Annotated in this window: 15 protein-coding genes and 1 pseudogene; 13 read left to right on the top strand and 3 right to left on the bottom strand. The window is 70.4% G+C overall.

From position 1 onward, the window contains the following. The first annotated feature begins 84 nt into the window (after positions 1–84). The 5 genes from QQM72_RS08630 to QQM72_RS08610 all read left to right on the top strand — a co-directional run bounded on the left by QQM72_RS08630 (position 85) and on the right by QQM72_RS08610 (position 6,504). Complete coding sequence (locus QQM72_RS08630) at positions 85–1,356, top strand: tyrosine-type recombinase/integrase (RefSeq protein WP_314220202.1); 1,272 nt, start codon at positions 85–87, stop codon at positions 1,354–1,356. A 49-nt stretch (positions 1,357–1,405) separates the two neighbouring features. Further along, positions 1,406–3,232, top strand: coding sequence for a gamma-glutamyltransferase family protein (locus tag QQM72_RS08625; protein WP_314220201.1), 1,827 nt, complete (start codon positions 1,406–1,408; stop codon positions 3,230–3,232). Positions 3,233–3,407: 175 nt separating this feature from the next. Then, entirely contained in the window at positions 3,408–4,265 is an 858-nt protein-coding gene (locus QQM72_RS08620) for an inositol monophosphatase family protein (protein ID WP_314220200.1), read from the top strand. 281 nt (positions 4,266–4,546) lie between these two features. Then, positions 4,547–5,959 (top strand): phytoene desaturase family protein, encoded by a 1,413-nt coding sequence (locus QQM72_RS08615; protein ID WP_314220476.1) that lies wholly within the window; start codon positions 4,547–4,549, stop codon positions 5,957–5,959. A 35-nt stretch (positions 5,960–5,994) separates the two neighbouring features. Further along, the gene (locus QQM72_RS08610; protein WP_314220199.1) at positions 5,995–6,504 is read left to right on the top strand and encodes an O-acetyl-ADP-ribose deacetylase; all 510 of its coding nucleotides are present in this window, start codon (positions 5,995–5,997) and stop codon (positions 6,502–6,504) included. Positions 6,505–6,729: 225 nt separating this feature from the next. Here the strand turns inward: QQM72_RS08610 and QQM72_RS08605 are convergent, their stop codons facing one another. Then, on the bottom strand, positions 6,730–8,730 hold the full coding sequence (locus tag QQM72_RS08605) for a M1 family aminopeptidase (protein ID WP_314220198.1): 2,001 nt from the start codon (positions 8,728–8,730) through the stop codon (positions 6,730–6,732). Between the two features lie 374 nt (positions 8,731–9,104). Here QQM72_RS08605 and QQM72_RS08600 point away from each other — a divergent pair. The 5 genes and pseudogenes from QQM72_RS08600 to QQM72_RS08580 all read left to right on the top strand — a co-directional run. After that, positions 9,105–9,356 (top strand): annotated as a pseudogene (locus QQM72_RS08600) (hypothetical protein); the annotation flags it as partial. Between the two features lie 875 nt (positions 9,357–10,231). After that, positions 10,232–10,606: a MerR family transcriptional regulator gene (locus tag QQM72_RS08595; protein WP_314220197.1), complete on the top strand. Its 375-nt coding sequence runs from the start codon at positions 10,232–10,234 to the stop codon at positions 10,604–10,606. A 123-nt stretch (positions 10,607–10,729) separates the two neighbouring features. After that, positions 10,730–11,524, top strand: a complete 795-nt coding sequence (gene trhA / locus QQM72_RS08590; RefSeq protein WP_314220196.1) for a PAQR family membrane homeostasis protein TrhA — start codon at positions 10,730–10,732, stop codon at positions 11,522–11,524. 331 nt (positions 11,525–11,855) lie between these two features. Next, on the top strand, positions 11,856–12,353 hold the full coding sequence (locus QQM72_RS08585; protein WP_314220195.1) for a hypothetical protein: 498 nt from the start codon (positions 11,856–11,858) through the stop codon (positions 12,351–12,353). A 1,086-nt stretch (positions 12,354–13,439) separates the two neighbouring features. Beyond that, entirely contained in the window at positions 13,440–14,999 is a 1,560-nt protein-coding gene (locus QQM72_RS08580; protein WP_314220194.1) for a pectate lyase family protein, read from the top strand. A 397-nt stretch (positions 15,000–15,396) separates the two neighbouring features. On the opposite strand, the gene QQM72_RS08575 is transcribed toward QQM72_RS08580, so the two are convergent. Then, positions 15,397–15,837 (bottom strand): TetR-like C-terminal domain-containing protein, encoded by a 441-nt coding sequence (locus QQM72_RS08575; protein ID WP_314220193.1) that lies wholly within the window; start codon positions 15,835–15,837, stop codon positions 15,397–15,399. A gap of 379 nt (positions 15,838–16,216) precedes the next feature. On the opposite strand from QQM72_RS08575, the gene QQM72_RS08570 reads away from it, so the two are divergent. After that, positions 16,217–20,389, top strand: a complete 4,173-nt coding sequence (locus QQM72_RS08570) for a molybdopterin-dependent oxidoreductase (RefSeq protein WP_399076639.1) — start codon at positions 16,217–16,219, stop codon at positions 20,387–20,389. 203 nt (positions 20,390–20,592) lie between these two features. Then, positions 20,593–24,501, top strand: coding sequence for a glycoside hydrolase family 2 TIM barrel-domain containing protein (locus QQM72_RS08565; RefSeq protein ID WP_314220475.1), 3,909 nt, complete (start codon positions 20,593–20,595; stop codon positions 24,499–24,501). Positions 24,502–24,672: 171 nt separating this feature from the next. Here QQM72_RS08565 and QQM72_RS08560 read toward each other — a convergent pair whose 3' ends face one another. Next, positions 24,673–25,023, bottom strand: a complete 351-nt coding sequence (locus QQM72_RS08560; RefSeq protein ID WP_314220191.1) for a DUF6980 family protein — start codon at positions 25,021–25,023, stop codon at positions 24,673–24,675. Positions 25,024–25,109: 86 nt separating this feature from the next. Here QQM72_RS08560 and lpdA point away from each other — a divergent pair, with 86 nt between their 5' ends. Beyond that, the gene (gene lpdA / locus QQM72_RS08555; protein WP_314220190.1) at positions 25,110–26,522 is read left to right on the top strand and encodes a dihydrolipoyl dehydrogenase; all 1,413 of its coding nucleotides are present in this window, start codon (positions 25,110–25,112) and stop codon (positions 26,520–26,522) included. Positions 26,523–26,594 lie beyond the last annotated feature (72 nt).

Below are 26,594 nucleotides of genomic sequence, written 5' to 3'. Positions count from 1 at the left end.
GTTTGGTCGTACGCGTGGCCTCTCAGGGCTCATTTAGCGCCAACGTGCGCTGCAGTTAACCGAGGAAGCAAAGGAGACCAGTACTTGGCCGGCTACATCGAAGATCGATGGGTCAAGAAGAAGAAGGATCCGATCAGCGGAAAGCGAGAGCGCACAGAGCGCTATGGAAAAGGTAAGAGGTATCGAGTAGGGGGGATACCCGGAGTCAGAGACCGCTCCTTCGATACGTTGGAGGACGCGAAATCATGGCTCCGGCAATCAAGTACCGATCAAGAGCGTGGTGAGTTCGTCGATCCACGTGACGGCTCCCTGACGCTCGCCGAATACATTGAATTGTTCTGGATGCCGGGTATGCGGGGAGCAGCCAAGACCCGTACGAGTCTTGAGCAGCGAATGCGCCTGCACGTGGTGCCGCACCTGGGCGACATGCCCCTGAACAAGGTCTCTGCGGCCGAGCTCCGCGCCTACATAGTCAAGCTCGAATCCTCTTGCTCCCCGCAGTACGCCCGCAGCATCCTCACAGCGCTGTCGAGCGTCCTCGAGACAGCGGTGGATGACAAGCGCCTCGCGCGGAACCCGATGAGGTCGAGGTCGGTCCGTTGGCCAAAATTGCCCGATGAGCGTCGTGAGGCATGGCCCGAGGCGACGGCGCGGAAGGTACGCGATGAGATCAGTCAGAGGCACCGTGTAGCGGTGGTTCTGGGCCTTGGGTGTGGCCTGCGCCAAGGGGAAGTCTTCGGGCTCGGCCTGGAGGACATCGATTACGGGCGTGGAGTCCTCAACGTCCGGCGGCAGGTGCAGATACTCAACGGCCGCAAGTACTACACGCTGCCGAAGGGCGGGAAGACACGTGTCGTAGACATGCCAGGTTCCGTGGCTGGCGAGCTGCTGAAGCACGTGCGGGCCTACCCCGGTAGCGAGATCGAGTTGCCGTGGGGCGGCCCGGAGCCTGACAAGGAGCGGAAGAAGTTCAGTCTCGTGCTGACGACGAAGTACGGCAACGCGATCGCCGCCAACACGTGGAACACCGAGATCTGGAAGCCCGCTTTGGCCAGAGCAGGCGTCATAATGCCGCAGGTTAAAGGGGCGAAGCCTTGGCAGTGGCAAGCCGCTCCGAAGGACGGTTTCCACGTGTTGAGGCACACGTATGCGTCCCTAGTCCTCGAGGCAGGCGAGTCGGTCGTGACCCTCGCCAAGTGGTTGGGGCACTCGTCGCCGACCATCACACTCGACCACTACGCCCACTTCATGCCGGAGGCGGGGAAGAAGGGGCGCAGGGCGATCGATAGCCTTCTGGGGGAGCGGGAGGAGGTCTCTGGCGCAAACTCCCCAGATTCTCCCCAGGACCCGTCCTGAGAGCCCATCGTCCGGGCCGGCACACGTAAACAGCGAGGTGAGAGGCCGTATGTTCACGACCCGCCCCACCCTCCAGGGCACCTTCGGCATGGTGTCGTCCACGCACTGGCTGGCCTCGCAGTCGGCGATGGCCGTCCTCGAAGGCGGCGGCAACGCCTACGACGCCGCCGTGGCCGGGGCGTTCGTGCTGCACGTCGTCGAACCGCATCTCAACGGGCCCGCGGGCGAGGTGCCCATCCTGCTCGCCCCGGCCGACGGCGAGGTGCGCGTGCTGTGCGGGCAGGGAGTCGCGCCGGCGGGCGCGACCGTCGCCCACTACCGGGGACTCGGCCTGGACCTCGTACCCGGCACCGGACCACTGGCCGCGGCCGTGCCCGGCGCGTTCGACGCCTGGCTGCTCCTCCTGCGCGACCACGGCACCAAGTCCCCCGAGGAGGTGCTGAAGTACGCCATCGGGTACGCCGAGCACGGGCACGCGCCCGTGGAGAACGTCGGCGCGACCGTCGAGACCGTACGGGAGCTGTTCGAGACGGAGTGGACCTCGTCGGCGGAGGTGTACCTGCCGGGCGGGAAGCCGCCGCGTCCCGGCGCACTGCTGCGCAACCCCGCCCTGGCGGGCACCTGGAGGCGACTGCTCGCCGAGACCGCCGGGGCGGGCGACCGGGAGGCGCGGATCGAGGCCGCGCGGGAGGTGTGGCGGACCGGGTTCGTCGCCGAGGCCCTCGTCCGGCAGGCCGCCCGGCCCACCCTGGACACCAGCGGGGAGCGCCACACCGGCACGCTCACGGCCGCCGATCTCGCAGCCTGGTCCGCCTCCTACGAGGCGCCGGCGACGTACGACTGGAACGGCTGGACGGTGTGCAAGGCCGGCCCGTGGAGCCAGGGCCCGGCCCTCCTCCAGCAGCTCGCCCTGCTCCCGCCCGAGCTGCCCGCGTACGGCTCCGCCGACTACGTCCATCTCCTGATCGAGGGCTGCAAGCTCGCCATGGCCGACCGCGAGGCCTGGTACGGCGACGCCGCCGAGGTCCCGCTGGGCGAGCTGCTCGCCGCCGGCTACAACGCGGAGCGGCGGCGGCTGATCGGCGACAAGGCGTCCTACGAGCTGCGGCCCGGCAGCCCCGGCGGCCGTACCCCGCGGCTGAGCACGCACGCGTACGTGGTCGCCGACGACGACCCCGCCTTCAGCCCCATCGGCGCCGGCGAGCCGACGGTCGCCAAGCGCACCACGTCCCCGGTGCCGGGTGAACCGGAGGTGGGCGCGGAGGGGTCCACCCGGGGCGACACCTGCCACCTCGACGTCGTCGACCGCTGGGGCAACATGGTCGCCGCCACGCCCAGCGGCGGCTGGCTGCAGTCCAACCCGGTCGTGCCCGAGCTGGGCTTCCCGCTCGGCACCCGGCTCCAGATGACCTGGCTGGAGGAGGGCCTGCCGAACTCGCTGACGCCCGGCCGCCGCCCCCGCACCACCCTCACCCCCTCGATCGCGCTGCGCGACGGTGTGCCGGTGCTGGCGTTCGGCACACCCGGCGGCGACCAGCAGGACCAGTGGCAGCTGCACTTCCTGCTGGCCGCGGCGCTGCGCGCGCGGGTGCGCGGCGCTCTCGACCTCCAGGGCGCGATCGACGCCCCGAACTGGCACAACGACGCCTTTCCCGGCTCCTTCTACCCGCGCGGCATGCGGCCGGGCAGCGTCACCGTGGAGTCCCGGATGCCGGCCGCGGTGGTGGAGGAGCTGCGGCGACGCGGCCATGACGTGACCCTCGGCGACCCCTGGTCCGAGGGCCGGCTGTGCGCGGTCGGCCGCGACCCGGAGACCGGGATCCTGCTCGCGGCCGCGAACCCGCGCGGGATGCAGGGATACGCGGTGGGTCGCTGACGCCGAGCGCGGCTCGGGTCGCCGGCACGCGTGCGGGGCGGTTCGCTTCCGCGCGTGCCGGGCGTGTCGCTCACGCGGGGAGAGCGGAGGATCGCGTTCCTGTTCTTCATCCCGATTCCACCCGGGATGCACCGGGCAGGTGGGGATTGTCAGTGGGGCGTGCTCTCATGGAGGCATGATCGAAGACACGGAAACCATCGACGAGTTTCTCGCCCGCCACTCGGCCGACGTGGAGGAAGCGGTCCGCAAGGCCGCCGCGGCCGAGATCATGCCGCGCTTCCGGCAGCTCGGCGCGCACGAGGTCGACCAGAAGAGCGGACCGCACGATCTGGTGACGGACGCCGACCGCAATGCGGAGCTCTACCTCACCCGGGCCCTCGGCGCCCTGCTGCCCGGCTCGGTCGTCGTCGGCGAGGAGGCCGTGCACGCCAACCCGGCCACGTACGAGGCGATACAGGGCGACGCGCCGGTCTGGATCGTCGACCCCGTCGACGGAACACGCCAGTTCGTGCACGGCGACGACGGCTTCTGCACGCTCGTCGCGCTCGTCCGGCACGGCGTCCTGCTCGCCTCCTGGACCTATGCCCCGGCCCGCGACCAGCTGGCCACGGCCGTCCGCGGCGGCGGTGCCTTCCTGGACGGAGAGCGCCTGTTCGCCGGCCCGCCCGAGCCGGGCCGTGACCTGGTGGTGGCCACCTCCCACCCCGACTACACGACCGACGAGCAGAAGAGTGCCCTGCTGGGGGTCTGGACGGACGGGGTCGCACCGCGCGCGTGCGGATCGGCCGGGCTCGAGTATCTCGCCATAGCCCGCGGCGAGTTGGACGCCACGGCGTTCTCCTGGGAGGCGGCCTGGGACCACGCGGCGGGCCTGCTGCTGGTGGAGGAGGCGGGCGGTGCCCATCTCACCCTGGACGGCGGACCGTTCCGGGTCACGGGCGGCAACTCCCTGCCCTTCACGGCGGCAAGGGACGCGGCGACGGCCCGTCGCGTGGCGGGACTGCTGTCGGGCGCCGGACCTCGGTCGAGCTGACGGGGCCGGGGAGGATCCCGTTCCGGGCTCGTGACGGAACCGCGGCCACTCCTGCCGGGCGCGAGCGAGTCACTGCCGCGTCGAGAGACCCTGGGCCGCGTCCGGCCGCCGACGCACGGGACCCTCCGGTGGACGGCCCCACGGGTGGGTTCCGTCGAGGCATTCGGGGATGCTTCGAGGGCCCCGCGCCGCAGGCGTTGTCGTACCCCCGGCATATCCTGAGTGTGGGGGCCACCGGTCTACGGAGGTCACCGGCTGACGAAGGGGTCGAAGTGCCGTCGATGCTCGATGCGGTCGTGGTGGGAGCGGGGCCCAACGGGCTGACCGCGGCGGTGGAGCTGGCCAGGCGTGGCTTCTCCGTGGCGCTCTTCGAGGCGCGGGACACCGTGGGCGGCGGAGCCCGTACCGAGGAGCTCACCCTGCCGGGCTTCCACCACGACCCGTGCTCCGCCGCGCATCCCCTCGGCATCAACTCACCCGCGTTCCGCGCACTGCCCCTGGAGCGCTACGGCCTGGAGTGGCTGCACGCCGAGCTGCCGATGGCCCATCCCTTCCTCGACGGCAGTGCAGCGGTGCTGTCGAGGTCGGTCGCCGAGACGGCCGCCTCCTTCGGGCCGCGCGACGCGGGCACGTACCGTCGGCTGGTCGAGCCCTTCCTGCCCAAGTGGGACACCCTGGCCCGCGACTTCATGTCACTGCCGCTGACCGCGCTCCCGCGCGACCCGCTCACCCTGGCCCGTTTCGGCCTGGTCGGCCTGCCGCCGTCCAGCTGGCTCACCCGCCGCTTCCGTGACGAGCGGGCCAGGACCCTCTTCGCCGGACTCGTCGGGCATGTCATGGCCCCGCTGAGCGGCTTCGCCACCGGCGCCATCGGTCTGGTCTTCGCCCTCGCCGCGCACGCCCGCGGCTGGCCGGTGGCCCGCGGCGGCTCCCAGTCCATCTCGGACGCCCTCGCCGCCTACCTCAAGGACCTCGGCGGCAGCATCCACACCGACTACGAGGTCAAGCGCCTCGACGACCTGCCCCCGGCCCGCGCCTACGTCTTCGACACCTCGCCCACCGCGCTCGGCCGCATCGCCGGCTTCGGCAACTACTACGAGGGCTACCGGTACGGACCCGGCGTCTTCAAGATCGACTACGCGCTCGACGGTCCGGTCCCGTGGACCGCGAAGGAGGCCCGCGCCGCCGGGACCGTGCAGATCGGCGCGGACAGCGCGGAGATCGGCGCCGCCCTCAGAGCGGTCTCCCGGGAGAACCGGGCACCGGACCGGCCCTTCATGATCACGGTGCAGCCCGGCGTCGTCGACCCCGGCCGCGCCCCGGCCGGCCGGCAGGTCTTCTGGGCGTACGGCCATGTGCCCAGCGGCTGGACCGGCGACCTCACCGACGCCATGGAACGCCAACTGGAGCGTTTCGCACCCGGGTTCCGCGATCGCGTCCTCGCCCGGGCGACCGCGGGCCCGGCCGAACTCGCCGCCCGGAACGCCAACTACGTGGGCGGGGACATCGCCTCCGGAGCGGTCTCCGGGCTCCAGATCCTGCTGCGGCCCAAGCTGACGCCTTTCCCGTACGCCACCCCGCACCCGGCCGTCTTCATCTGCTCCTCGGCCACCCCGCCCGGCCCGGGCGTGCACGGCATGTCGGGCCACAACGCGGCGAAGGCCGTATGGCGGAGCCTGCGGCAAAAAAGGTGACCGCCCGTCAGCCACCTGTTGGTATACACCCAGGCATGACCACGATCACGCTCGTTCAGGGCGACATCACCCGGCAGTCCGTGGACGCCGTCGTCAACGCGGCCAACTCCTCGCTGCTCGGCGGCGGTGGCGTCGACGGCGCCATCCACCGCCGGGGCGGCCCCGAGATCCTCGCCGACTGCCGTCGGCTGCGCGCCTCTCACTACGGCAAGGGCCTGCCCACCGGCCGGGCGGTGGCCACGACCGCGGGGGAACTGGACGCCCGGTGGGTGATCCACACCGTGGGCCCCGTGTACCAGGCCTCCGGCACCGACCCCGCCCTGCTCGCCTCCTGCTACCGCGCATCCCTGGAGGTCGCGGACGAGCTGGGCGCGCGTACCGTCGCGTTCCCGGCCGTCTCCACCGGGGCGTACGGCTGGCCGATGGCGGATGCCGCCCGCATCGCGGTCGAGGCGGTGCGCGCGGCGCAGACGTCCGTCGAGGAGGTGCGGTTCGTACTGTTCGACGAGCAGGCGTACCAGGTGTTCGCCGAGCTGATCGGCTGATCGGCTGGCCGGAGGCCCGGAGGCCCGGAGGCCCGGAGGCCCGGAGGCCCGGAGGCCCGGAAGTTCGGAAAGCCGGAAGCCCGGAAGCCCGGAAGTTCGGAAGCCCGGAAGTTCGGAAGGCCGGAAGTTCGGAAGGCCGACGATCGGCAGCGGGACCGCGGGGACGCCGGGCGGTGTCCCCGCGGAACGGGTGATCGGCGAAGGGGCCGGTGACCCCGGGCGGGGTCAGCCCTCGATGCGGTGGGTGGTCCAGAACGATGTCAGGTCCGTGCTCGTGGCGGCCTGGGCGGCAGCCTTGAACTCGGCCGTGGTCGAGACGCCGTACCAGTGCGAAGTGGCGTAGTCCTTCAGCAGCTTGGCCATCGCGGTGTCGCCGATGAGCCGCCGCAGGTCGTGCAGGGCGCACTTGCCGTAGCCGTAGACGACGGTGGAGTACCGGGAGGAGTGGGTGTCCCAGTAGGCCATCGAGTTGGTGATCTTCTCGGCCGACGAGGCCCACGAGACGCTGCTCCAGCAGCTGGTGCCCGTCTTGCCCAGCGCCAGGTCGGTGGCGTAGTCGGTGAACGACTCGTCCAGCCATGGGCTGTTGTACTCGTCGTCGCCGACGATCCCGTACCACCACTGGTGGCCGATCTCATGGGTCAGCGCCGTGGTGCTGACCAGGTCGAGGACGAAGCCGGGGTACTCCATGCCGCCGAACCAGAAGTTGTTGTCGATGACGGCGTCCAACTCGCCGTACGGGTAGGCGCCGAAGCGGGCGGCGTGCGCGTCCACGGCTGTCTTGGCGGTGGTGAGCATCGACTGGGCGTTGGCCGAGCTGATGCCGGTGACGGAGTAGACGTTGATCGGGGTCCCGGCGGTCGAGGTGCCGGAGATCTTGCTGAACGGGCCCGCCGCCCAGGCGAAGTCACGGACCTTGGTGGCGGTGGCCGTGGTGACGGTGCGGCCGCTGGTGCCGGCGGCGTCGACCGAGGCGCCGGTGGCCGGCACCAGGAGGGTGGTCGGATGGTCGAGGGTCACCTTGAAGTCCGCGGCCAGCGAGTAGAACGACTCGCCGTTGTTCGTGTACGGGTCCAGGTGCCAGCCCGCGCCGTCCTTCACCGCCAGCAGGGGCAGCGCGTTGCCGATGAAGCTGAACGCACCGTCGTAGCCGAACCGGTCGGCGCCGCTCGGCACGGTGATGCCCAGGTCGAAGCCGATCGTGGCGCTCTGCCCCTGGGTGAGGGGACTGGCGAGGGTGATCTGGAGGGCCGTGCAGCCCACCGACAGGGCGCCCGCGGTGCCGCCGGTGACGTTGCTGACCGCGATCGGCATCGAGGTGCAGGTGCCGTGGTAGTTGTCCCAGAGCCGCAGATACACCTCGCTGAGCGCGGTCGCGGAGGCGTTGGTGAAGGTCGCGCTCTCGTGACCGGTCCAGACCGTGCCGGCCGCGTTGCTGGTCAGGTTGACGGTGTACGACGGTGCCGCCGGGGTGCGGGTGGCGTCGGCGGGCGGAGCGGTGTCGCCGGAGGTGCTGAGCGCGAGGTCGTCGAGGACGAAGCTCGACTGGAGGCTGGAGTCCTCGGTGCCGGTGAAGGCGAGGCTCACGGTCTGGCCCACGAACGCCGACACGTCGAACGACTTCTGGACGTAGCCGGTGTTCTTGTCCAGGTTCGAGTACGTGGCCAGTGTCGTCGTGCCGATCTTGGCCGTCAGCTTGTCGTACGCGGTGGACGAGGTCGTCTCGGCCGTGTCGATGTGCAGCCAGAACGTGAGGGTGGCGGTGGCGCACCCGGACGGGATCGTGACGCTCTGCGAAAGCGTGTCGGTGTGGGTGCTGCCCACGCCGTCCAGCCAGGCGAAGGCGGTGCCGCCGTGGGCACTCTGCCCGGTGCGGCTGGTGATCACACTGGTCGAGGACTGGGTCCACGACGAGGTGCCGCTCTCGAAGCCACCGTTGGTGATCACCTGGGCCGGGGTGCAGGCGTCGGCCTCGGCAGCGGCCTTCGCGGGCGCGACAGCCGCGCTCCGGGGCATGGCAGCCGCGTTCCCGGGCTCGGCGACGTTGGTGGAGGCGATGCCGCCCGGTGCGACGGCTGCCGCAGGGGCGGCGGTGCCGGGCGCGGCCGCGATCGAGGCGGCCCGCTCCGGCGTGGCTGCCGCGGGCGTGGCGGGGAGCGAGACGGCGGCCAGCGCGGCGAGGGTGAGCGCGCTCGCGGCGACGGCCTTGCGGGGGGTGGGTCTCACACGTGGCTCCTTTGCGGCGGCCGGGATTCCGGCCTGCTCGGTGGCTGTCCCTGACGGCGTGGGTGTACCGGAGGGCGGTGCGCGACGGCTTTCGGAAGCCTGACAGATTTGACGCGGTCATGCCATCGGGCATGGGTAAAGGGTCCACCTCGGAACCGGACCCGACGCCCCCGCTCGCGGCCTCCGGGGCTGCCGCGCGCCGCTCCGCTGCGCCTCGCGAGCCCCGGGGAGTGGGGGTACCGGCCTCGCGTCGCAGCCGTCGAACTCGTCTGCCGGAGTGCGCTCGGCTCCGACCGGCATGATCCACGGCTCCGACCGGCCCGCGATGCGCGACCGCGTCCGGCACTCGATGCACGGGCGCGAACGACGCGCGATCCGCGGCCGCGAACGGCGTTTTCCGCGACCCGGTCCGCAATATCTGGGTCGTCGAGTTCTCGATGATCGCCTGCGCCGGGATCATCCCGCTGGCGCTGATCTGCGGACCGCTCCGGGGGATTCCCTTCTGGTGGAGCGTGATCGACATGTCGTTCGGCGTGTTCGGGGTGATCCCGCTGTACATGGTGCGGCAGAAGATCAAGCGGTTGGAGTCGATGGCCGTCGGTGATCCGGCACCGGCTCTTGCCTGAGGCCGGCCGTCGACTGCGATGGCCGGCTCGGGCGCGGTGGCCGACTGGGCAGGGGTGGCCGGTCGAGCAGGGGTGGCCGACTGGGCCGGGGTGGCCGGTGTGCAGCCGTCGGCCCCTGCCGGCGAGGAGGCACTCGGAGTCGTACCTCACCGACCAGCGCACGAAAATCTATGCCGACGAGAGTAGACATTGGTCGATGGCGTGGTTATGGTTTCTCTCGTAGCCCAGAGAGACAGCAGGACCGGCAGACACGAACTGCCGGGTGGCAGTACCGCAGTTGCAGTGCGCAGGACGGTGCGGTGGTGGAGTTTCGAAGCCAGGGTTGTTGCAGGACGGCGACGGAGCTGACGACCGGACCGGGGGGCCCGCAGTGATCAGGGGCCGCCGTGAGCAGTACCGCAGTGGCAGTACCCGGCAGTGAAGTCGGTGAGTGGTACCTCGGTGAAGGCGTCGGCTGCGGACGCGCGCACCGGGAGGTTCGGCAGCGGGGTTCCAAGCCAGAGCAGACGCAGGACGGGCGACGCGGCCGGCTGCCGAAGAGCGGCGCTGTCACAGGCCGTTGGGCAGTTCGCGTCATCAGCAGTACGCAGTCCCCGTTCGGCAAGCAGTTGATCGACCAGGGAAGAACGGAGGAGCCGAACGCCATCAGGATCGCCCGGGCGTGAGTCTTGAGCCCGGGTACCGCAGGACATCGACAGTGAGGTGGTCTCCGGTCAGGCAATCGCGATCCCGGCACACCCGACTGCGTCTCGGTCGGGTCTGCGGAAACAGAAGGCCGGCGCAGTAGAAGGGCCGGCGGATGGTGTAGCAGTTCCTTCGGGCCCTGGCGCCGTACGGCGCCAGGGCCCCTCTACGCGTTGTACAGAGAGGTGCAAGTGACAGCAGACGACTCCTACGACCGTCTCGACGACGATGACTACCCCGCCTACACCATGGGCCGGGCCGCCGAGCTGCTCGGCACCACGCAGGGCTTCCTCCGAGCCATCGGCGAAGCCCGCCTCATCACCCCGCTCCGCTCCGAGGGCGGACATCGCCGCTACTCCCGCTACCAGTTGCGGATCGCCGCCCGCGCCCGGGAACTCGTCGACCACGGGACTCCCATCGAGGCCGCCTGCCGCATCATCATCCTCGAAGACCAACTCGAAGAAGCGCAGCGCATCAACGCCGAGTACCGCCGCGCCGCCTCCGGGCACACGGCCGGCATCTGCCCCGCAGCAGCCAGTAGCAAGCAGCCGGTAGCAAGCAGTTAGTGGCAAGCAGTTGGTGGCCAGTTGCCAGTAGTAGCCGGCAGCACGGGCCCCCAGGTCTCAGCCTCCAGCCTGCGCAGCCACACGCCAGGCCACACTGATCAGTCGATTTGAGAATACGAGCGCATGATCGCCGAAGATGCTCAACCGCCGGTACACGGACGGGAATCCCAGCCCGGCTCCGAAGCCCCGCCCGACGTCCCGCTCGCCCCGGCGGTTGACGCGCCGCCCGGTACAGCCGGCCGGCTGACTGCCGCCGTCGGCCTGGAAGGCGGGGTGGAGCGCGCGGCGGCTGCGCTGAAGCCCAGGATGCGCGGGTGGCTGCACGCCGGCGTGTTCCCCCTGGCGCTGGCCGGCGGGATCGTCCTGATCGCCGTCTCGCGCTCGGCGGCGGCGGTGGCGGCCTGCGCGGTGTACGCGTTGTCGGCCTGTCTGCTGTTCGGCACCAGCGCGGTGTACCACCGCGGCACGTGGGGCCCGCGCGGGGAGGCGGTGCTGCGGCGGCTGGACCACGCGAACATCTTCCTGATCATCGCCGGCACCTACACCCCGCTGGCGGTACTGCTGCTGCCCGCGGGTCAGCAGCGGGTGCTGTTGACGGCGGTGTGGGCGGGCGCTCTGATCGGCATCGCCTTCCGCATCCTGTGGATCGGTGCTCCCCGCTGGCTGTACACCCCGTGCTACATCGCCCTGGGCTGGGTGGCCGTCTTCTACCTGCCCGACTTCGCCCGCACCGGCGGCATCGCGGTTCTCGTACTCGTCATCGCCGGCGGCCTGCTCTACACCGCGGGCGCCGTCGTCTACGGACTCAAGCGCCCCGACCCCTCACCGGCCTGGTTCGGCTTCCACGAGGTCTTCCACGCCCTGACCATCGCCGCCTTCACCGCGCATTACACGGCCATCCTCCTGGCGGCCACGTGACCACGTCGACGACCGGCCACGGCCGCTGCTTCCCGGGGCTCATGGGGCATTGCCGTTCGTAGCCCCGCCCTTTCCGGTGCGCACCGAACAGGACGGCAGCGAACGGCGCAGACGGCAGCGACGACCATCCTGCGCCGAGCGCAGGGTCCTGGCGCCGGAGGTGTCCGGGCGGGCCCGCCCGTGTTCGCCCGGGTTGTCCGCGCCGAGGGTTCGAAGACCGCTGTCCTCTGGCGAACGCGCGTAGACGTCGTGCACCATCTCCCTGCACTGCCCGTACCGCCTGCACAGTCATTCCACAGGAAGCACGGTCGTCCGCAGGAAGGGTTCCTTCATGAAGTTCCGCTCCGCACTGACCGCCCTCGCGCTCGTGGTCGCCCCCGGCGTCGCCGTCGTCGGCACCGCGACCGACGCCTTCGCCGTCACCAAGGTCAGTCACGCCACGGCCACCTCGATGTTCCGCGAGGTGGGTATCACCTGGTCCTCGTCCGGCAACTGCTCCGACCGCAACAACTCCACGTGTACGTCCTTCGAGCAGCTGAACCTGTCCACGGCCCAGGGCGCGCAGACGCTGAAGCGGGCCACCGGGTGTGCGCTCAACATCACCGGCGGCACGGAGACCGGTCACGCGAGTGGCACCTACTCGCACTGGAACGGCTACAAGCTCGACTACGGCAAGAGCACCTGCGTCACCAACTACATCAAGAACACCTTCACTTACATCGGCCTGCGTGGCGACGGCGCCCCGCAGTACCGCTCGGGCTCCGGCAACGTCTACGCCGACGAGGGCAACCACTGGGACGTCCTGTACTACAACTGCGGCGGTTGCTGAACGCGTTGGCGGAAGTCCGGTGCGCCAACCCGGAGGCGCGGTTCCCACGCCCTCGCGGGCGCCACTGAACCGCACCGGACTTCCCCGAGCGGGCATCGGGCGTCGGGCATCGAGTGCCGAGTGCTGAGTGCCGAGTGCCGAGCATCGGTTGCCGGTTCGTGTTGCCGTGCATGTCGTGCCGGTCCGCCCCGTCGTCGCAATGCGGGGGCAGGGGCCGCCTCGCGCGCAACGTGCCTGCCCACCGGCCGCTGAGTCGGAGTGTGTTCATGGATATGAACATTCGGGAGTGTTGTACGGGGCGGCAGGGATGCGAAGGTCCATGGCCCCCCTGGCTCCCCGCGATGCGTAGCGCCATCCTGGGCGCCTCAGGTGCATCGAGGTACATCGAGGTGCATCGCGGTGTATCGAAGTGCATTGGGGAAGGTCGATGTGCCTTGAGGTGCCTTGAGGTGCCTCGATCGGGCGGTGGCGGGAGTTCGACAGATCGATCGGCGTTCACATACTTGTCACCCCGTGGTGACCGCCCTATCCTCGCGTGGAGAAAGCGCTTTCCCGGCGCCTGTTGACCGTGTCGGGGAAGCGGCCCGCGGTATCGGCCGTGGAGCAGCCCGCGCGCCGCAACCGATCCGGCGCAAGGCTGGCCAGGGCTGACCGTACCGAGGTGCCGACGCGCCAGGACTCCGGGATGCGCTCCGGGGCGCGGACGCATCGCGCTCGTCGCCGTGGCCGCGGCGGCGGGCACCCGCACCAGGGGCCGGCCGGGGCCGCGCCGGCCCTGGCCCCCGTCGTCTCGCTCTCGGCGGCGCCCCCGCGTCGCCTCTGCATGCGTGCGTCCCGACCCGGTCCCGGCCGCGTCGCACGCGTGACCTTCGCGCCACCGGCGTCAAGGCGGCACTGTCCGCACCGCATCGGCATCACCGTCCCTTCCGGCCCGTGGCGAGAACGGCATCCGCACCGGGCCGGCGGAGGCCCGCTTCAGTACGCGCATGGCATGAACATGGCATGGGTGCGCGAGCTCGACTGCCCCGGATCCGGGCACCGACGTGCGCGGCACCCCCGTACGCGATGACGAAAGACGAGGCAAGGATGAGAAAGCCAGTCGCTCTGCGACTCTCCGCGGCACTCGGCACGCTGGCCCTGGCGGCTGCGACAGGCGTGGTCCTGTCCATGCCCACCGCGTCGGCGGCCAGCGCCGGCGCGACCGGATACGCCACCCAGAACGGCGGCACCACCGGCGGCGCCGGCGGGACAACGGTCAAGGCCACCACGGGCACCCAGATCCACGAGGCCCTGTGCGGCCGGGCCAGTACCAGCACCCCGATCACCATCCAGGTCGAGGGGACCGTCACCGTCGGCAACACCGCGAAGGTGTCGGGCGCCGGCTGCAACACCGCCGCCGGCGTGATCGAACTGAAGGACATCAGCAACGTCACGCTCGTCGGCGTCGGCAGCGGAGCCGTGTTCGACCAGATCGGCATCCACATCCGCCAGTCCAGCAACATCATCGTCCAGAACGTGACCGTCCAGAACGTGAAGAAGTCGGGCTCGCCCACCTCCAACGGCGGTGACGCCATCGGCATGGAGAGCGATGTGCACAACGTCTGGGTCGACCACGCCACGCTGATCGCCTCGGGCGGTGAGTCGGAGGGCTTCGACGGCCTGTTCGACATGAAGGACAGCACCCAGTACGTGACCCTGTCCTACAGCATCCTGCGCAACTCGGGCCGCGGCGGTCTCGTCGGCTCCAGCGACAGCGACCTCGCCAACGGGCCGGTCACCTTCCATCACAACCGGTACGAGAACATCGACTCCCGCACCCCCCTGCTGCGCGGCGCCACCGCCCACATCTACAACAACTACTACGTCAGCCTGAACGAATCGGGCATCAACCCCCGGGCCGGCGGCAAGGCCAAGGTCGACAACAACTACTTCAAGGACTCCAAGGACGTCCTCGGCACCTTCTACACCGACCTGCCGGGCTACTGGCAGGTCAGCGGAAACATCTTCGACAACGTGACCTGGTCGCAGCCGGGCGAGGACAACAACCCCGCCGGGCCCAACCCGACGTCGAACACGACCGTCGGCATCCCCTACGCCTACAGTCTCGACGCCGCCACCTGCGTGCCGTCGATCGTGACCGCGACCGCGGGCGCCAACAACGGCCTGAAGGTGTCGGACGGTAACTGCGCCGCGACGACGCCCACCGCGACCGCCACTTCGACCCCCACGTCGACCGCCACCGTCACCGCCACGCCGACCGCCACCGCGACGTCGACGCCCGGCGGGACCAACCTGAGCATCGGCGCCGACGCCGACGGTTCCAGCAAGGCGTCCGGCACCAGCTACGGCAACGTCCGCGACGGCGACACGAGCACCTACTGGTCGCCGGCCGGCTCGACCGGCTCCATCTCGATCAAGTGGGGTTCGGCCACCACCGTCTCCAAGATCAACATCCGGGAGGCCTCCGGTGCCACCGGCAACATCGGCTCCTGGCGGGTGCTCAACGCCGACACCGGGGCGCTGCTGACCTCGGGCAGCGGAGCCGGCACCATCTCCTTCACGGCCACCTCGCTGAAGAAGGTCACCTTCGAGATCACGGGCTCAACTGCCACTCCGAGGGTGGCCGAGTTCGAGACCTACGCCTAGGAGCTGCCGTCCGGCCGATCATGTGGCCTCCGCCTGATCAGCTCGTCGTCTCGTCATGGGACGGGCGGGCGGGGGAGGGCGGAGGCGGTGGGGGAGGGGGAACGCCGTGATCTGTCGGACCCGGAGCAGGAACGGCTGCGACCGTTCCTGCCCGTGAGCAACGGTCGGTGCGGTCGGTGCGGTCGGTGCGGTCCGTGCGGTCCGTGCGGGCCGTGCGGGCGGTGCGGGCGGTGGCGCGACCACCGCCAGGGGGTCGACGGAAACTGGCGGGGTCCCGAAGGATCGTGGCGGGGGCCGGAAGGACCGTGGCGGGGATCGTGACGCGGACCGGAAGGATCGTGGCGGGGATCGTGGCGGGGATCGTGGCGGGGTCCTGAAAGATCCTGGAGGGGGATCCCTACGGCCTGAGGCCGTCCGGGGGCCGGTATTCGGCCCCCAGCCCCATACGGGTCACGCTTTCGTGCATCAGCAGTTCGAACATCGGTTCCTGGTCCGAGACCAACGGGGTCAGGTGCTCGAAGACTTCCAGAGCCACCTGTCCGTACAGCGTGCGCCAGCACGACAGCATGACGATCAGTGCGCCGAGCGGCACTTCCACGCCCGTGGCGGCGCGGTAGTCGGCGATCTGCCGGCGCATCCGTGGGGCGAGGTCCTCGTCCGCCAGGATGGGATAGGGGCGGGCTGCCCACAGCCGCATGTGCTCGGCGCCCCAGAGGGCGGCGAGGTGCCGGACCCACTCGGCGGTCACATCGGTGTGGGCCACACCGGCGGCCACGGTGGGCGTGCCGAAGAGCAGACGGAACTCCTGGCGATGCGCCAGGGCCCAGTGGCGGAACACCCGGGCACCGCTTACGCGTGCCGTCGGACCTCGTCGTGGTGCAACGGGTCCGTAACCGCTTACGCGGCCGAAATCCGCCCCCGCGCCGCCCCGGAACGTGCCCGCCCGCCGCCCCGGGTAGCCTGCCCTCCTGCGGGCGGCAGCGGCTCGCTCACATCAGCCCGCCCCCCGGTGTGCGTCGGGCTTAACTCCTGGCGGCCGGTCCGGGAGACACCTGCGTAATGCACGGTTCGTACCGTCACAGAGGCTTGCAGAGGCTCTCACCAGGCTGATCGTCAGAAGGAAGGGGGCGCCCGTGGCCGCGTTGGACCCGCGGACCGACAACGCGACCACGACGAAGGTGCGCACGGTCTGCTCGTACTGCGGTGTGGGCTGCGGCATGCTCCTCGACATCGGCCGCGGACCGGACGGGCGCCGTACGGTCCTGAAGGCGTCCGGCGACAAGCAGCACCCGGCGAACTTCGGCCGCCTGTGCACCAAGGGCGCGACGACCGCCGACATGCTCGCCGCGCCGGGCCGGCTGGCCGGTGCGCTCGTCCGCCCGGACCGCGGCGCGGAACCCGAGCCCGCCCCCGTGGACGAGGCGATCGCCGAGACGGCACGACGGCTGCGGGCGATCGTCGACGAACACGGCCCCGACGCGGTCGCCCTCTACGTGTCCGGCCAGATGAGCCTCGAAGCGCAGTACCTGGCCAACAAGCTGGCCAAGGGATATCTGCGTACCAACCAGATCGAGTCGAACTCCCGACTCTGCATGGCAAGCGCCGGAACCGGTTACAAGCTTTCTCTCGGCGCCGACGGCCCGCCCGGCTCCTACGAGGACCTCGACAAGGCGGACGTCTTCCTCGTCATCGGTTCCAACATGGCCGACTGTCACCCGATCCTGTTCCTCCGGATGATGGACCGGGTGAAGGCGGGCGCCAAGCTGATCGTCGTCGACCCGCGCCGCACCGCCACCGCCGCCAAGGCCGACCTGTTCCTCCAGGTCGCGCCGGGCACGGACCTCGCCCTCCTCAACGGCCTGCTCCACCTCCTGCACGAGAACGGCCACACCGACCCCGACTTCGTCGCCGCGTACACCGAGGGCTGGGAGGCCATGCCGGAGTTCCTCGCCGACTACGCGCCCGCGACGGTCGCCGAGATCACCGGCATCCCGGAGGACGACCTCCGTGCGGCGGCCCGGCTGATCGGCGAGGCGGGGGAGTGGACCAGCTGCTGGACCATGGGCCTCAACCAGTCCACGCACGGCACCTGGAACACCAACGCGCTCGTCAACCTCCACCTCGCCACCGGCAGGATCTGCCGCCCGGGCAGCGGCCCCTTCTCCCTCACCGGCCAGCCCAACGCCATGGGCGGCCGGGAAATGGGTTACATGGGCCCGGGGCTGCCCGGTCAGCGCTCCGTCCTCGTCGAGGGCGACCGTGCCTTCGTCGAAGAGCTGTGGGGGCTCGAGCCGGGCACGATCAGGGCCGACGGCGTCGGCAAGGGCACCGTCGAGATGTTCCGGAAGATGGCCGAGGGCGACATCAAGGCCTGCTGGATCATCTGCACCAACCCGGTCGCCTCCGTCGCCAACCGCAGGACGGTGATCGAGGGGCTGGAGGCCGCCGAGTTCGTCGTCGCGCAGGACGTCTTCGCCGAAACGGAGACAAACGCTTACGCCGATGTTGTCCTGCCGGGCGCGATGTGGACCGAGACCGAGGGCGTCCTCATCAACAGCGAGCGCAACCTCACCCTCGCCCGGCCGGCCGCCGACCCGCCCGGCGAGGCCATGGCGGACTGGCGGCTCATCGCGGCCGTCGCTCGCGCCATGGGTTACGAAAGCGGCTTCAGCTACGACACCGCCGAGCAGATCTTCGAGGAGATCAAGCGCGCCCACAACCCGCAGACCGGTTACGACCTGCGCGGAGTGACCTACGACCGGCTGCGTGCCACCCCCGTGCAGTGGCCGGCGGCCACCGCCGACGGCCCCGACCGCAACCCGATCCGCTATGTGAACGACGACGGCTCGCTCACCTTTCCCACGGCTTCCGGTCGCGCGGTCTTCCACCCGCGTCCGCATGTCCCGCCCGCCGAGATGCCGGACGACGACTACCCGTTCTTCCTGAACACCGGCCGCCTCCAGCACCAGTGGCACACCCTGACGAAGACCGCGAGGGTCGCCAAGCTCAACAAGCTGGATCCCGGCCCGTTCGTGGAGGTGCATCCCGAGGACGCCGCCGCGCTCGGGATATCCGACGGCGACTCCGTCGAGGTCGCCTCGCGGCGCGGCCGGGCCGTGCTGCCCGCCGTCGTCACCGACCGCGTCCTGCCCGGCTCCTGTTTCGCGCCGTTCCACTGGAACGACCTGTTCGGCGAGTACCTCAGCGTCAACGCGGTCACCAGCGACGCCGTCGACCCGCTCTCCTTCCAGCCCGAGCTGAAGGTGTGCGCGGTCTCCCTGACGAAGGTGTCGACACCGGTTACCGTGCAGCCGCCCGTCACGGAGGCGCCGGCGCCGGAGTATCCGCTCGGCAACGCGCCGGGCACCCGGACCCCGGTGCCGGAAGGGCCCGGAGCCGTGCTCGTACCGACCGCCGTCCTGCCCGCCGCGGCCGAGGTCTTCGGTCTGCGCCCCGCCCCGCCGCCGGTCCTGACCGAGCGCGAACGGCAGTACCTGGTCGGTTTCCTCGCCGGGATCCCGGCCGGCGCCCCCGGGGTACCGGTGCTGCCGGCGGACGCGCCCTTCAGCCCCGAGCACGCGCTGTGGGTCAACGGCACCCTCGCCGGCATGTACTCCCGCACCGCCACCGCCACCGCCACGTCGCCGCAGACTCCGGCGCGCCGGGTCGTCGTCCTGTGGGCCTCGCAGACCGGCAACGCCGAGGACTTCGCCACCACCACCGCCGAGCGGCTCACCGCGGGCGGTCACCCGGCGTCCCTCGTCGCCATGGACGAGGCCGACCCCGCCGCGCTGCCCTCCGACGCCGACCTGCTGCTGATCACCAGCACCTTCGGCGACGGTGACGCCCCCGACAACGGCGCCGGCTTCTGGGACGGCCTGGACGCGCTGGGCACCGGCCGCCTGGAAGGCCACCGCTACGCCGTCCTCGCCTTCGGGGACTCCTCGTACGACGACTTCTGCGGGCACGGCCGGCGGCTGGACCGTCGGCTGGACGAACTCGGCGCGGTCCGGCTGGCCCCCCGTGCCGACTGCGAGCCGGACTACGAGACGGAAGCCGAGGCCTGGCTCGACCAGGTGGCCACCGCCCTGAAGGAGGTCACGGAACCGGTACCCGCGGCCCCGGGCGCCGGCCGGATCCCGGCCACCGGGGTTCCCGCCACCCGGATTCCCGCCACCCGGATTCCTGCCACCGCTCAGGCGCCGGTGACCGTTACGGAAGCCCTTTCCGTCGCCGTGCCGAAGGCGCCCGCCCCGCCCCGCCCCAAACGCCCCGCTCCCGTCACCGCGCGCCTGACCGGCAACCGGTTGCTGAGCCTGCCGGGCTCCGGCAAGGAGGTCCGGCGCTTCACCTTCGACACCCGCGACAGCGAGACCCCGCTCGTCTATGAGGCGGGCGACGCCCTGGGTGTACGACCCCTCAACTCCCCAGACATGGTGGCGGAGTGGCTGAGCGTCACCGGCCTCGACGCGCACGCGCGCGTGCAGGTGAACGGCGTTGGTGAGGTGGCGCTCGGGGAGGCCTTCCTGCGTCACCTCGACATCACCCGGATCACTCCGGCCCTGCTGCGTTTCACCGCCGACCGCACCCGCGACCCGCGTGAACTGCGCAAGCTGCTGCGTCCCGACAACAAGGACGAGCTGGCGAAGTGGTCCTGGGGACGCCAGGCCGTCGACGTGGCCGCCGAGTTCGGTGTCCGCGCCGACGCGCAGGAGTGGGCCGAGTTGCTGGGGCGGCTGCAGCCGAGGCTGTACTCCATCTCGTCCAGCCCGCTGACCGACCCCCACCTCGTCTCGCTCACCGTGTCCGTCGTGCGGTACGAGAACCTGGCCGGCCGTCCCCGGCAGGGCGTCTGCTCACCCTTCCTGGCCGATGCCGAGCCCGGCACCGAGGTGGCCGTCCACGTCCAGCGCTCCCCGCACTTCCGGCCGCCCGCCGACCCGGCCACCCCGATGGTGATGGTCGGCCCCGGCACCGGCGTGGCGCCGTTCGTCGGCTTCCTCCAGGAGCGCCGGGCGCGTGGGCACCGGGCCCCCAACTGGCTGTTCTTCGGCGAGCAGCACCGGGCGACGGACTTCTACTACGAGGAGGAGCTGGGCGCCCTCCTGGACGACGGCACCCTCGCCCGTCTGGACACCGCCTTCTCCCGCGACCAGCGCGCCAAGGTCTACGTCCAGGACCGGATCCGTGAGCACGGCTCGCACCTGTGGTCCTGGCTCCAGGACGGCGCCCACTTCTACGTCTGCGGCGACGCCTCCCGGATGGCCAAGGACGTCGACCTGGCCCTGCGTGACGTCGCGGTCCTGCACGGCGGCCTGAGCGAGCCGGAGGCGGCTGCCTACGTGAAGCAGCTCGCCTCCGACAAGCGGTACGTGCGGGACGTGTACTGACGGGAGTCACCAAAAATGCCCGTGGGAGGCGCGGGCACCAAGTGGCGTTGCGCCGAAGAGAGTTGATATTCGGCCATCGCGGCGCGTCTATGTTCGTTTTTTCAACAGGAGTGGACAAGATCTGACGCACCCTCCGTCCGTGCGAAGCCGCACGGGTCGCCCCGAGGAAGGTCGTGGTCATGTCGCACCCGCACGTGTCGTCCATGGACCGGCCGGACCACCCCCAGCGGGTGGAACCGGACCACCCCCGGCGGACGGTCGTCAGCCGTCGTCGTCTGCTCGAAGGGTCGGCCGCCGTCCTCGGCGCGCTCGCCCTGTCCGCGCCGTCCACCGCCCACCGGGCCGTCGCGGCGGACGGGACCCCGGAGTGGAACGGCGCCATCGACGTCTTCCGGCTCGGTACCGAAGCCCCGCACACCACCCTCATGCCGTACGCGGATCTCGCCCAGGCCCTCGCCGCCGACCGCACCCGCTCGCCGTACCGGCTGAGCCTCGACGGCACCTGGAAGTTCGCCCACGCCGACCGTCCCGACGACCGGGACCCCGACTTCCACCGCACCGACGTCGACGACAGCGGCTGGGACACCATCCCGGTTCCCGCCGCCTGGCAGTTGCACGGTCACGACCGCCCGATCTACATCAACATCACCTACCCGTGGTGGGGCGCCAACGGACTGGGGGAGGAGGCGCAGCCGCCGGCCGCCCCCACCCGCTACAACCCCGTGGGCCAGTACCGGCGCACCTTCACGGTCCCGCGCGGCTGGGCGGGACGGCGGACGTTCCTTCACTTCGAAGGGGTCAAGTCCGCCCACTACGTGTGGATCAACGGCGAGTTGGTCGGTTACCACGAGGATTCCTACGACCCCGCCGAGTACGACATCACCGCGCACCTCAAGCCGGGCACCAACCAGATCGCGGTGGAGGTCTACCGCTACTCGGACGGCGACTGGCTCGAGGACCAGGACATGATCCGGCTGAGCGGCATCTTCCGCTCGGTCTACCTGTACTCCACACCGGCCGTGCACCTGCGTGACTTCAGGCTGGACACCCCGCTGAGCGACGACCACGAGACGGCCCGGCTGTCGGTCACCGCGAGCGTGCGGGACTACGGCGGACAGGGAGCCGGCCGCTACTGCGTCGAGACGCAGCTGTACGACGCGGGCGGGCACCCGGTGTGGTCCCGGCCCCTGCAACAGGTCGTCGCGCTCGGCGCCGGGGAGGAGACGGCCGTGCAGGCCGCGAAGGCCGTGCCCGCGCCGCGGCTGTGGTCGGCCGAACATCCGTACCTCTACACCGCCGTGCTCCAGCTGCGCGACCCGTCCGGAAAGGTGATCGAAACCCTTTCCCACCGTGTGGGCCTGCGCGAGTTCGCGCTCAGGGACGGCCTGATGCGCATCAACGGCAAGCCGGTCTCCTTCCGGGGCACCAACCGGCACGAGATGCACCCGGCCCGCGGCTCGGCCCTCACCCGCGCCGACCTCGTCGAGGACATCGGGATCATCAAGCGGTTGAACATCAACACCGTCCGCACCTCGCACTACCCCAACAACCCGCTCTGGCTGGAGCTCGCCGACGAGTACGGCCTGTACCTCGTGGACGAGACCAACCTCGAGACCCACGGCATCCGGGGCGAGTACCCCGGCAACCACGCCGAGTGGACGACGGCGTGCGTGGCCCGCGCCCAGAACATGGTCCACCGCGACAAGAACCACGCGTCGGTCGTCATCTGGTCCCTCGGCAACGAGGCCGGCGGCGGCACCACGTTCAACGCCATGCACGACTGGATCCGCTCCTACGACACCACCCGCGTCATCCAGTACGAGGGTGACGACCGCCCGGGGATCAGCGACATCCGCTCCGAGATGTACGACACTCCCGCCCGCGTCGAGGCGCGGGCCAAGGACACGAGCGACACCCGGCCGTACGTGATGATCGAGTACTCCCACGCGATGGGGAACTCCAGCGGGAACTTCAAGAAGTACTGGGATCTGATCCGCCGTCACGACGTGCTCCAGGGCGGCTGGATCTGGGACTTCGTCGATCAGGCCCTCGACTGGCCCACCCCCGTCCGCAAGCTGTTCACCGAGGCCGGCCCCGCCGCGCTCAGGGGCGAGCTCATCGCCTCCAGCGGCACCTTCACCCGCGACGAGGGCGTCTTCGGCGGAACCGTTTTCGCCCGCGACACGTCGTTGGACCTCACCGGCTCCCTCACGCTGGAAGCCTGGATCACCCCGCACGTAACCGGTTACCACCAGCCGATCCTCGCCAAGGGCGACACCCAGTACGCGCTGAAACAGACGAACAGGACCCTGGAGTTCTTCATCTACGGCAGCGGTCAGTGGATCACCGCGAGCTGGGCACTGCCGGGCGACTGGACCGGCACCGAGCACCAGGTCGCGGGTGTCTTCGACGCGGCGGCCGGCACGTTGGCCCTGTACGTCGACGGTGTGGTCCGGGCCACCCGTACCACCACGGTGCGCCCCGCCGTCAACACCGCGCCGCTGTCACTGGCCACCGATGTCGACAACCCCACCCGGGAGTTCAGCGGCACCGTCCGGCGGGCACGCGTGTACGCCCGGGCGCTGAGCGCGGCCGAACTGGCCTTCGCCGGCCGCGGGCCGGGCGACGACGGCGTACGGTTCTGGTTCGACGCCGCCACCGTCGGCCTCACCGAGAAGCGCCCCCGTGAGAAGTCGTTCCGCGCCTACGGGGGCGACTGGGGCGACAACCCCAACGACGGCGCGTTCTCCGGCGACGGCATCGTGACCGCCGACCGCGGGGCCACCGGCAAGTCCGCCGAGGTCAAGCGGATCTACCAGGCCGTGGGTGCCGCCCCGGCCTTTGGCGGCCTGCTCGCGCCCGGAGCTGCGGTCACCCTGACCAACGAGTACCTGTTCACCAACCTCCGTGAATTCGAAGGTCGTTGGGAACTCGTGCGGGACGGGGAAGTGGTCCGGCGCGGGAAGCTGAGCCGTTCCCAACTCGATGTGGCCGCGCTGTCGAGCAAGGACATCACGGTGCCCTTCGCGCTGCCCGACCACCCGGCGCCGGGCGCCGAGTACTTCCTCCAGTTGTCGTTCACCACCAGGGAGACGACGAAGTGGGCGAAGTCCGGCTTCGAGGTGGCGAGGCAGCAACTCCCCGTCGACGCCGGGAGCCCCGCCGTCACGCCCCTGCCCCTGGCCGGTGTCCCGGCGCTCAGCCACCGGGACGGCGCCGGATCGGTCACCGTCAAGGGCGGGAACTTCTCGGTCACCGTCGACAAGAAGACCGGCGTCATCACCTCCTACGAGGCCGGCGGCGCCCGGCTGATCTCCTCGGGACCGGCCCCCAACTTCTGGCGTGCCCCCACCGACAACGACCGGGGAAACGGCCAGCACACCCGCAACCAGACCTGGCGCGACGCCGGCACACGTCGCAAGGTGACCGACGTGAGCGTGCGGGCGCTGCGCGACCGGGCGGTGGAGATCAAGGTGGCCGGCACGCTGCCCACCACGACGGAATCGACGTACACCACCACCTACACCGTTTTCGGAAACGGTGAGATCAAGGTCGACAACACCCTGCACCCGGGTGCCGCCTCCCTGCCGTACATCCCGGAGGTCGGCACGCTGCTGTTCCTGCCCGCCCGCCTGGAGAAGCTCCACTACTACGGCCGAGGTCCCGAGGAGAACCACTGGGACCGCAACGACGCCACGGACGTGGGCCGGTACTCCGGCACCGTCACCGGGCAGTGGACCTCCTATCTGCGGCCCCAGGAGAACGGCAACAGGACGGACGTGCGCTGGGTCGCCCTCACCGACGGCGACGGCACCGGCCTGCTGGTCTCCGGCGAGCCGCTGCTGGAGTTCAACGCCTCGCACTTCACACCCGAGGACCTGTCGGTCGGGGCTCGCCACGACTACCAGCTCACCCCTCGCAAGGAGGTCGTACTGCGCCTGAACCACCGGCAGATGGGCGTCGGCGGTGACAACAGCTGGGGCGCGCACACCCACGACGAGTACAAACTGTTCGCCGACCGCGACTACGCGTACACCTACCGGCTCCGGCCGTTGACCGACGTGGACAAGGCGACGTCCGCGTCGCGGCGGCCCACGGCAACCTCCGAGTAACCGCTTCACCGTTCCACCGGTTCCAGCGCTCTACCGCTCTACCGCTCTACCGCTCTACCGCTCTACCGCTCCACCAGTTCCACCAGTTCCACCTCTGCCGGCGGTACCGGCCCGGGTACGGCGACGCATGCCTGACCCGCGGGCCCGTACCGCCGGCGCTTCTGCGACGCCTCAGCGAGAACGCGGCAGATCTTCGCCGGGCGACACCGGGTCGGCGAGACCTTCGCGCAGCCACCGGTCGTCCTCGAACTCCGGCGGCACCTCGTCCTCCCCGGGATCGATCCCCCGTGCCTCGAGCGCGTCGAACCACCGGTTGCGCTGCGACTCCGGCAGACGCGCGCCGCACCACGGACAGAAGGCGATCTCCAGGGAGGCCGTCCCCCCGTCGTGGACGATCAGCCCGTACTCCCCGAACTTCGGTTCGAACCGGACCAGTGCGTCCGGGCAGGCGAAGACGTCGGGGTGTACCCGGCATCGGAGGCCGGCCTGGCGGGTCATCTCGGCGCAGCAGTGATCGATCACTCACACATTCTTCCCGCCGGCGCGCGAGAATCGGAACGGCAGCACGCATCACCCGTATCGCACTCCACGGAAAAGGAAACGAATCCATGACCGAGCAGGACGAACGCTTCGACGTCGTGGTCCTAGGCGCCGGTCCGGGCGGCTACGTCGCCGCGGTCCGCGCCGCCCAGCTGGGCAAGCGCGTCGCCGTCGTCGAGGAGAAATACTGGGGCGGCGTCTGCCTGAACGTGGGCTGTATCCCCACCAAGGCCCTCCTGCGCAACGCCGAGCTCGCCCACATCTTCACCCGTGAGGCGAAGACCTTCGGCATCAAGGTCGACGGACAGGTCTCCTTCGACTACGGAGAGGCGTACCGCCGCAGCCGCAAGGTCGCCGACGGCCGGGTCAAGGGCGTCCACTACCTGATGAAGAAGAACAAGATCACCGAGTTCGACGGCCGCGGCGCTTTCGTCGACGACCACACCCTGCGGGTAACCGGTTACGACGGAGAGACCCGCACCCTCGGTTTCGACCACTGCATCATCGCCACCGGCGCCACCCCCAAGCTGCTCCCCGGCACCAAGCGCAGTGCGCGAGTGGTGACGTACGAGGAGCAGATCCTCGCCGACGACCTTCCGCAGTCGATCGTCATCGCGGGCGCCGGCGCCATCGGCATCGAGTTCGCGTACGTCCTGCACAACTACGGTGTGAAGGTGACGATCGTCGAGTTCCTGGACCGGGTCGCGCCTCTGGAGGACGCCGAGGTCTCCACCGAACTGGCCAAGCAGTACCGCAAGTTGGGCATCGACGTGCTCACCTCCACCCGGGTGGAGTCCATCGACGAGTCCGGTCCGCGGGTCCGCGTCACGGTCACCGGCAAGGACGGCGCCCAGCAGGTCCTGGAGTCCGACAAGGTGCTCCAGGCGATCGGCTTCGCCCCGAACGTCACCGGCTACGGCCTGGAGAACACGGGTGTGCGGGTCACCGAGCGCGGCGCGATCGACGTCGACGGCCGCTGTCGCACCTCCGTCCCGCACATCTACGCCATCGGCGACGTCACCGCGAAACTGATGCTCGCGCACGCCGCCGAGGCCATGGGCGTCATCGCCGCCGAGACCCTCGCCGACGCGGAGACCATGGAGCTGGACTACGCCATGATCCCGCGCGCCACCTACTGCCAGCCCCAGGTCGCCAGCTTCGGCTACACCGAGGCCCAGGCGCGGGAAAAGGGTTACGACGTCAAGGTGGCGAAGTTCCCGTTCACCGCGAACGGCAAGTCGCACGGTCTCGGCGACACCACCGGTTTCGTGAAACTGATCAGCGACGCCAAGTACGGCGAGCTCATCGGCGGTCATCTGATCGGCCCCGACGTCACCGAACTGCTTCCCGAGCTGACCCTCGCCCAGCAGTGGGACCTCACCGTGCACGAGGTCGCCCGCAACGTCCACGCCCACCCGACGCTGGGCGAGGCCGTCAAGGAGGCCGTGCACGGCCTGGCCGGGCACATGATCAACATGTAGCGGCCTGCCCTGCGGGCGGGGTCGTTCACCCGAACGGCCCCGCCTCGCTCGCCGTCGCCGCACGGCCGGGAT

Origin of the sequence: Streptomyces zaehneri, from assembly GCF_032248645.1 — a bacterium.
In the GTDB taxonomy this organism is placed as follows: Bacteria; Actinomycetota; Actinomycetes; order Streptomycetales; family Streptomycetaceae; genus Streptomyces; species Streptomyces coriariae.
Note: the sequence above shows the minus strand (reverse complement) of the source record. Positions and strands in the feature narration are given on the sequence as shown.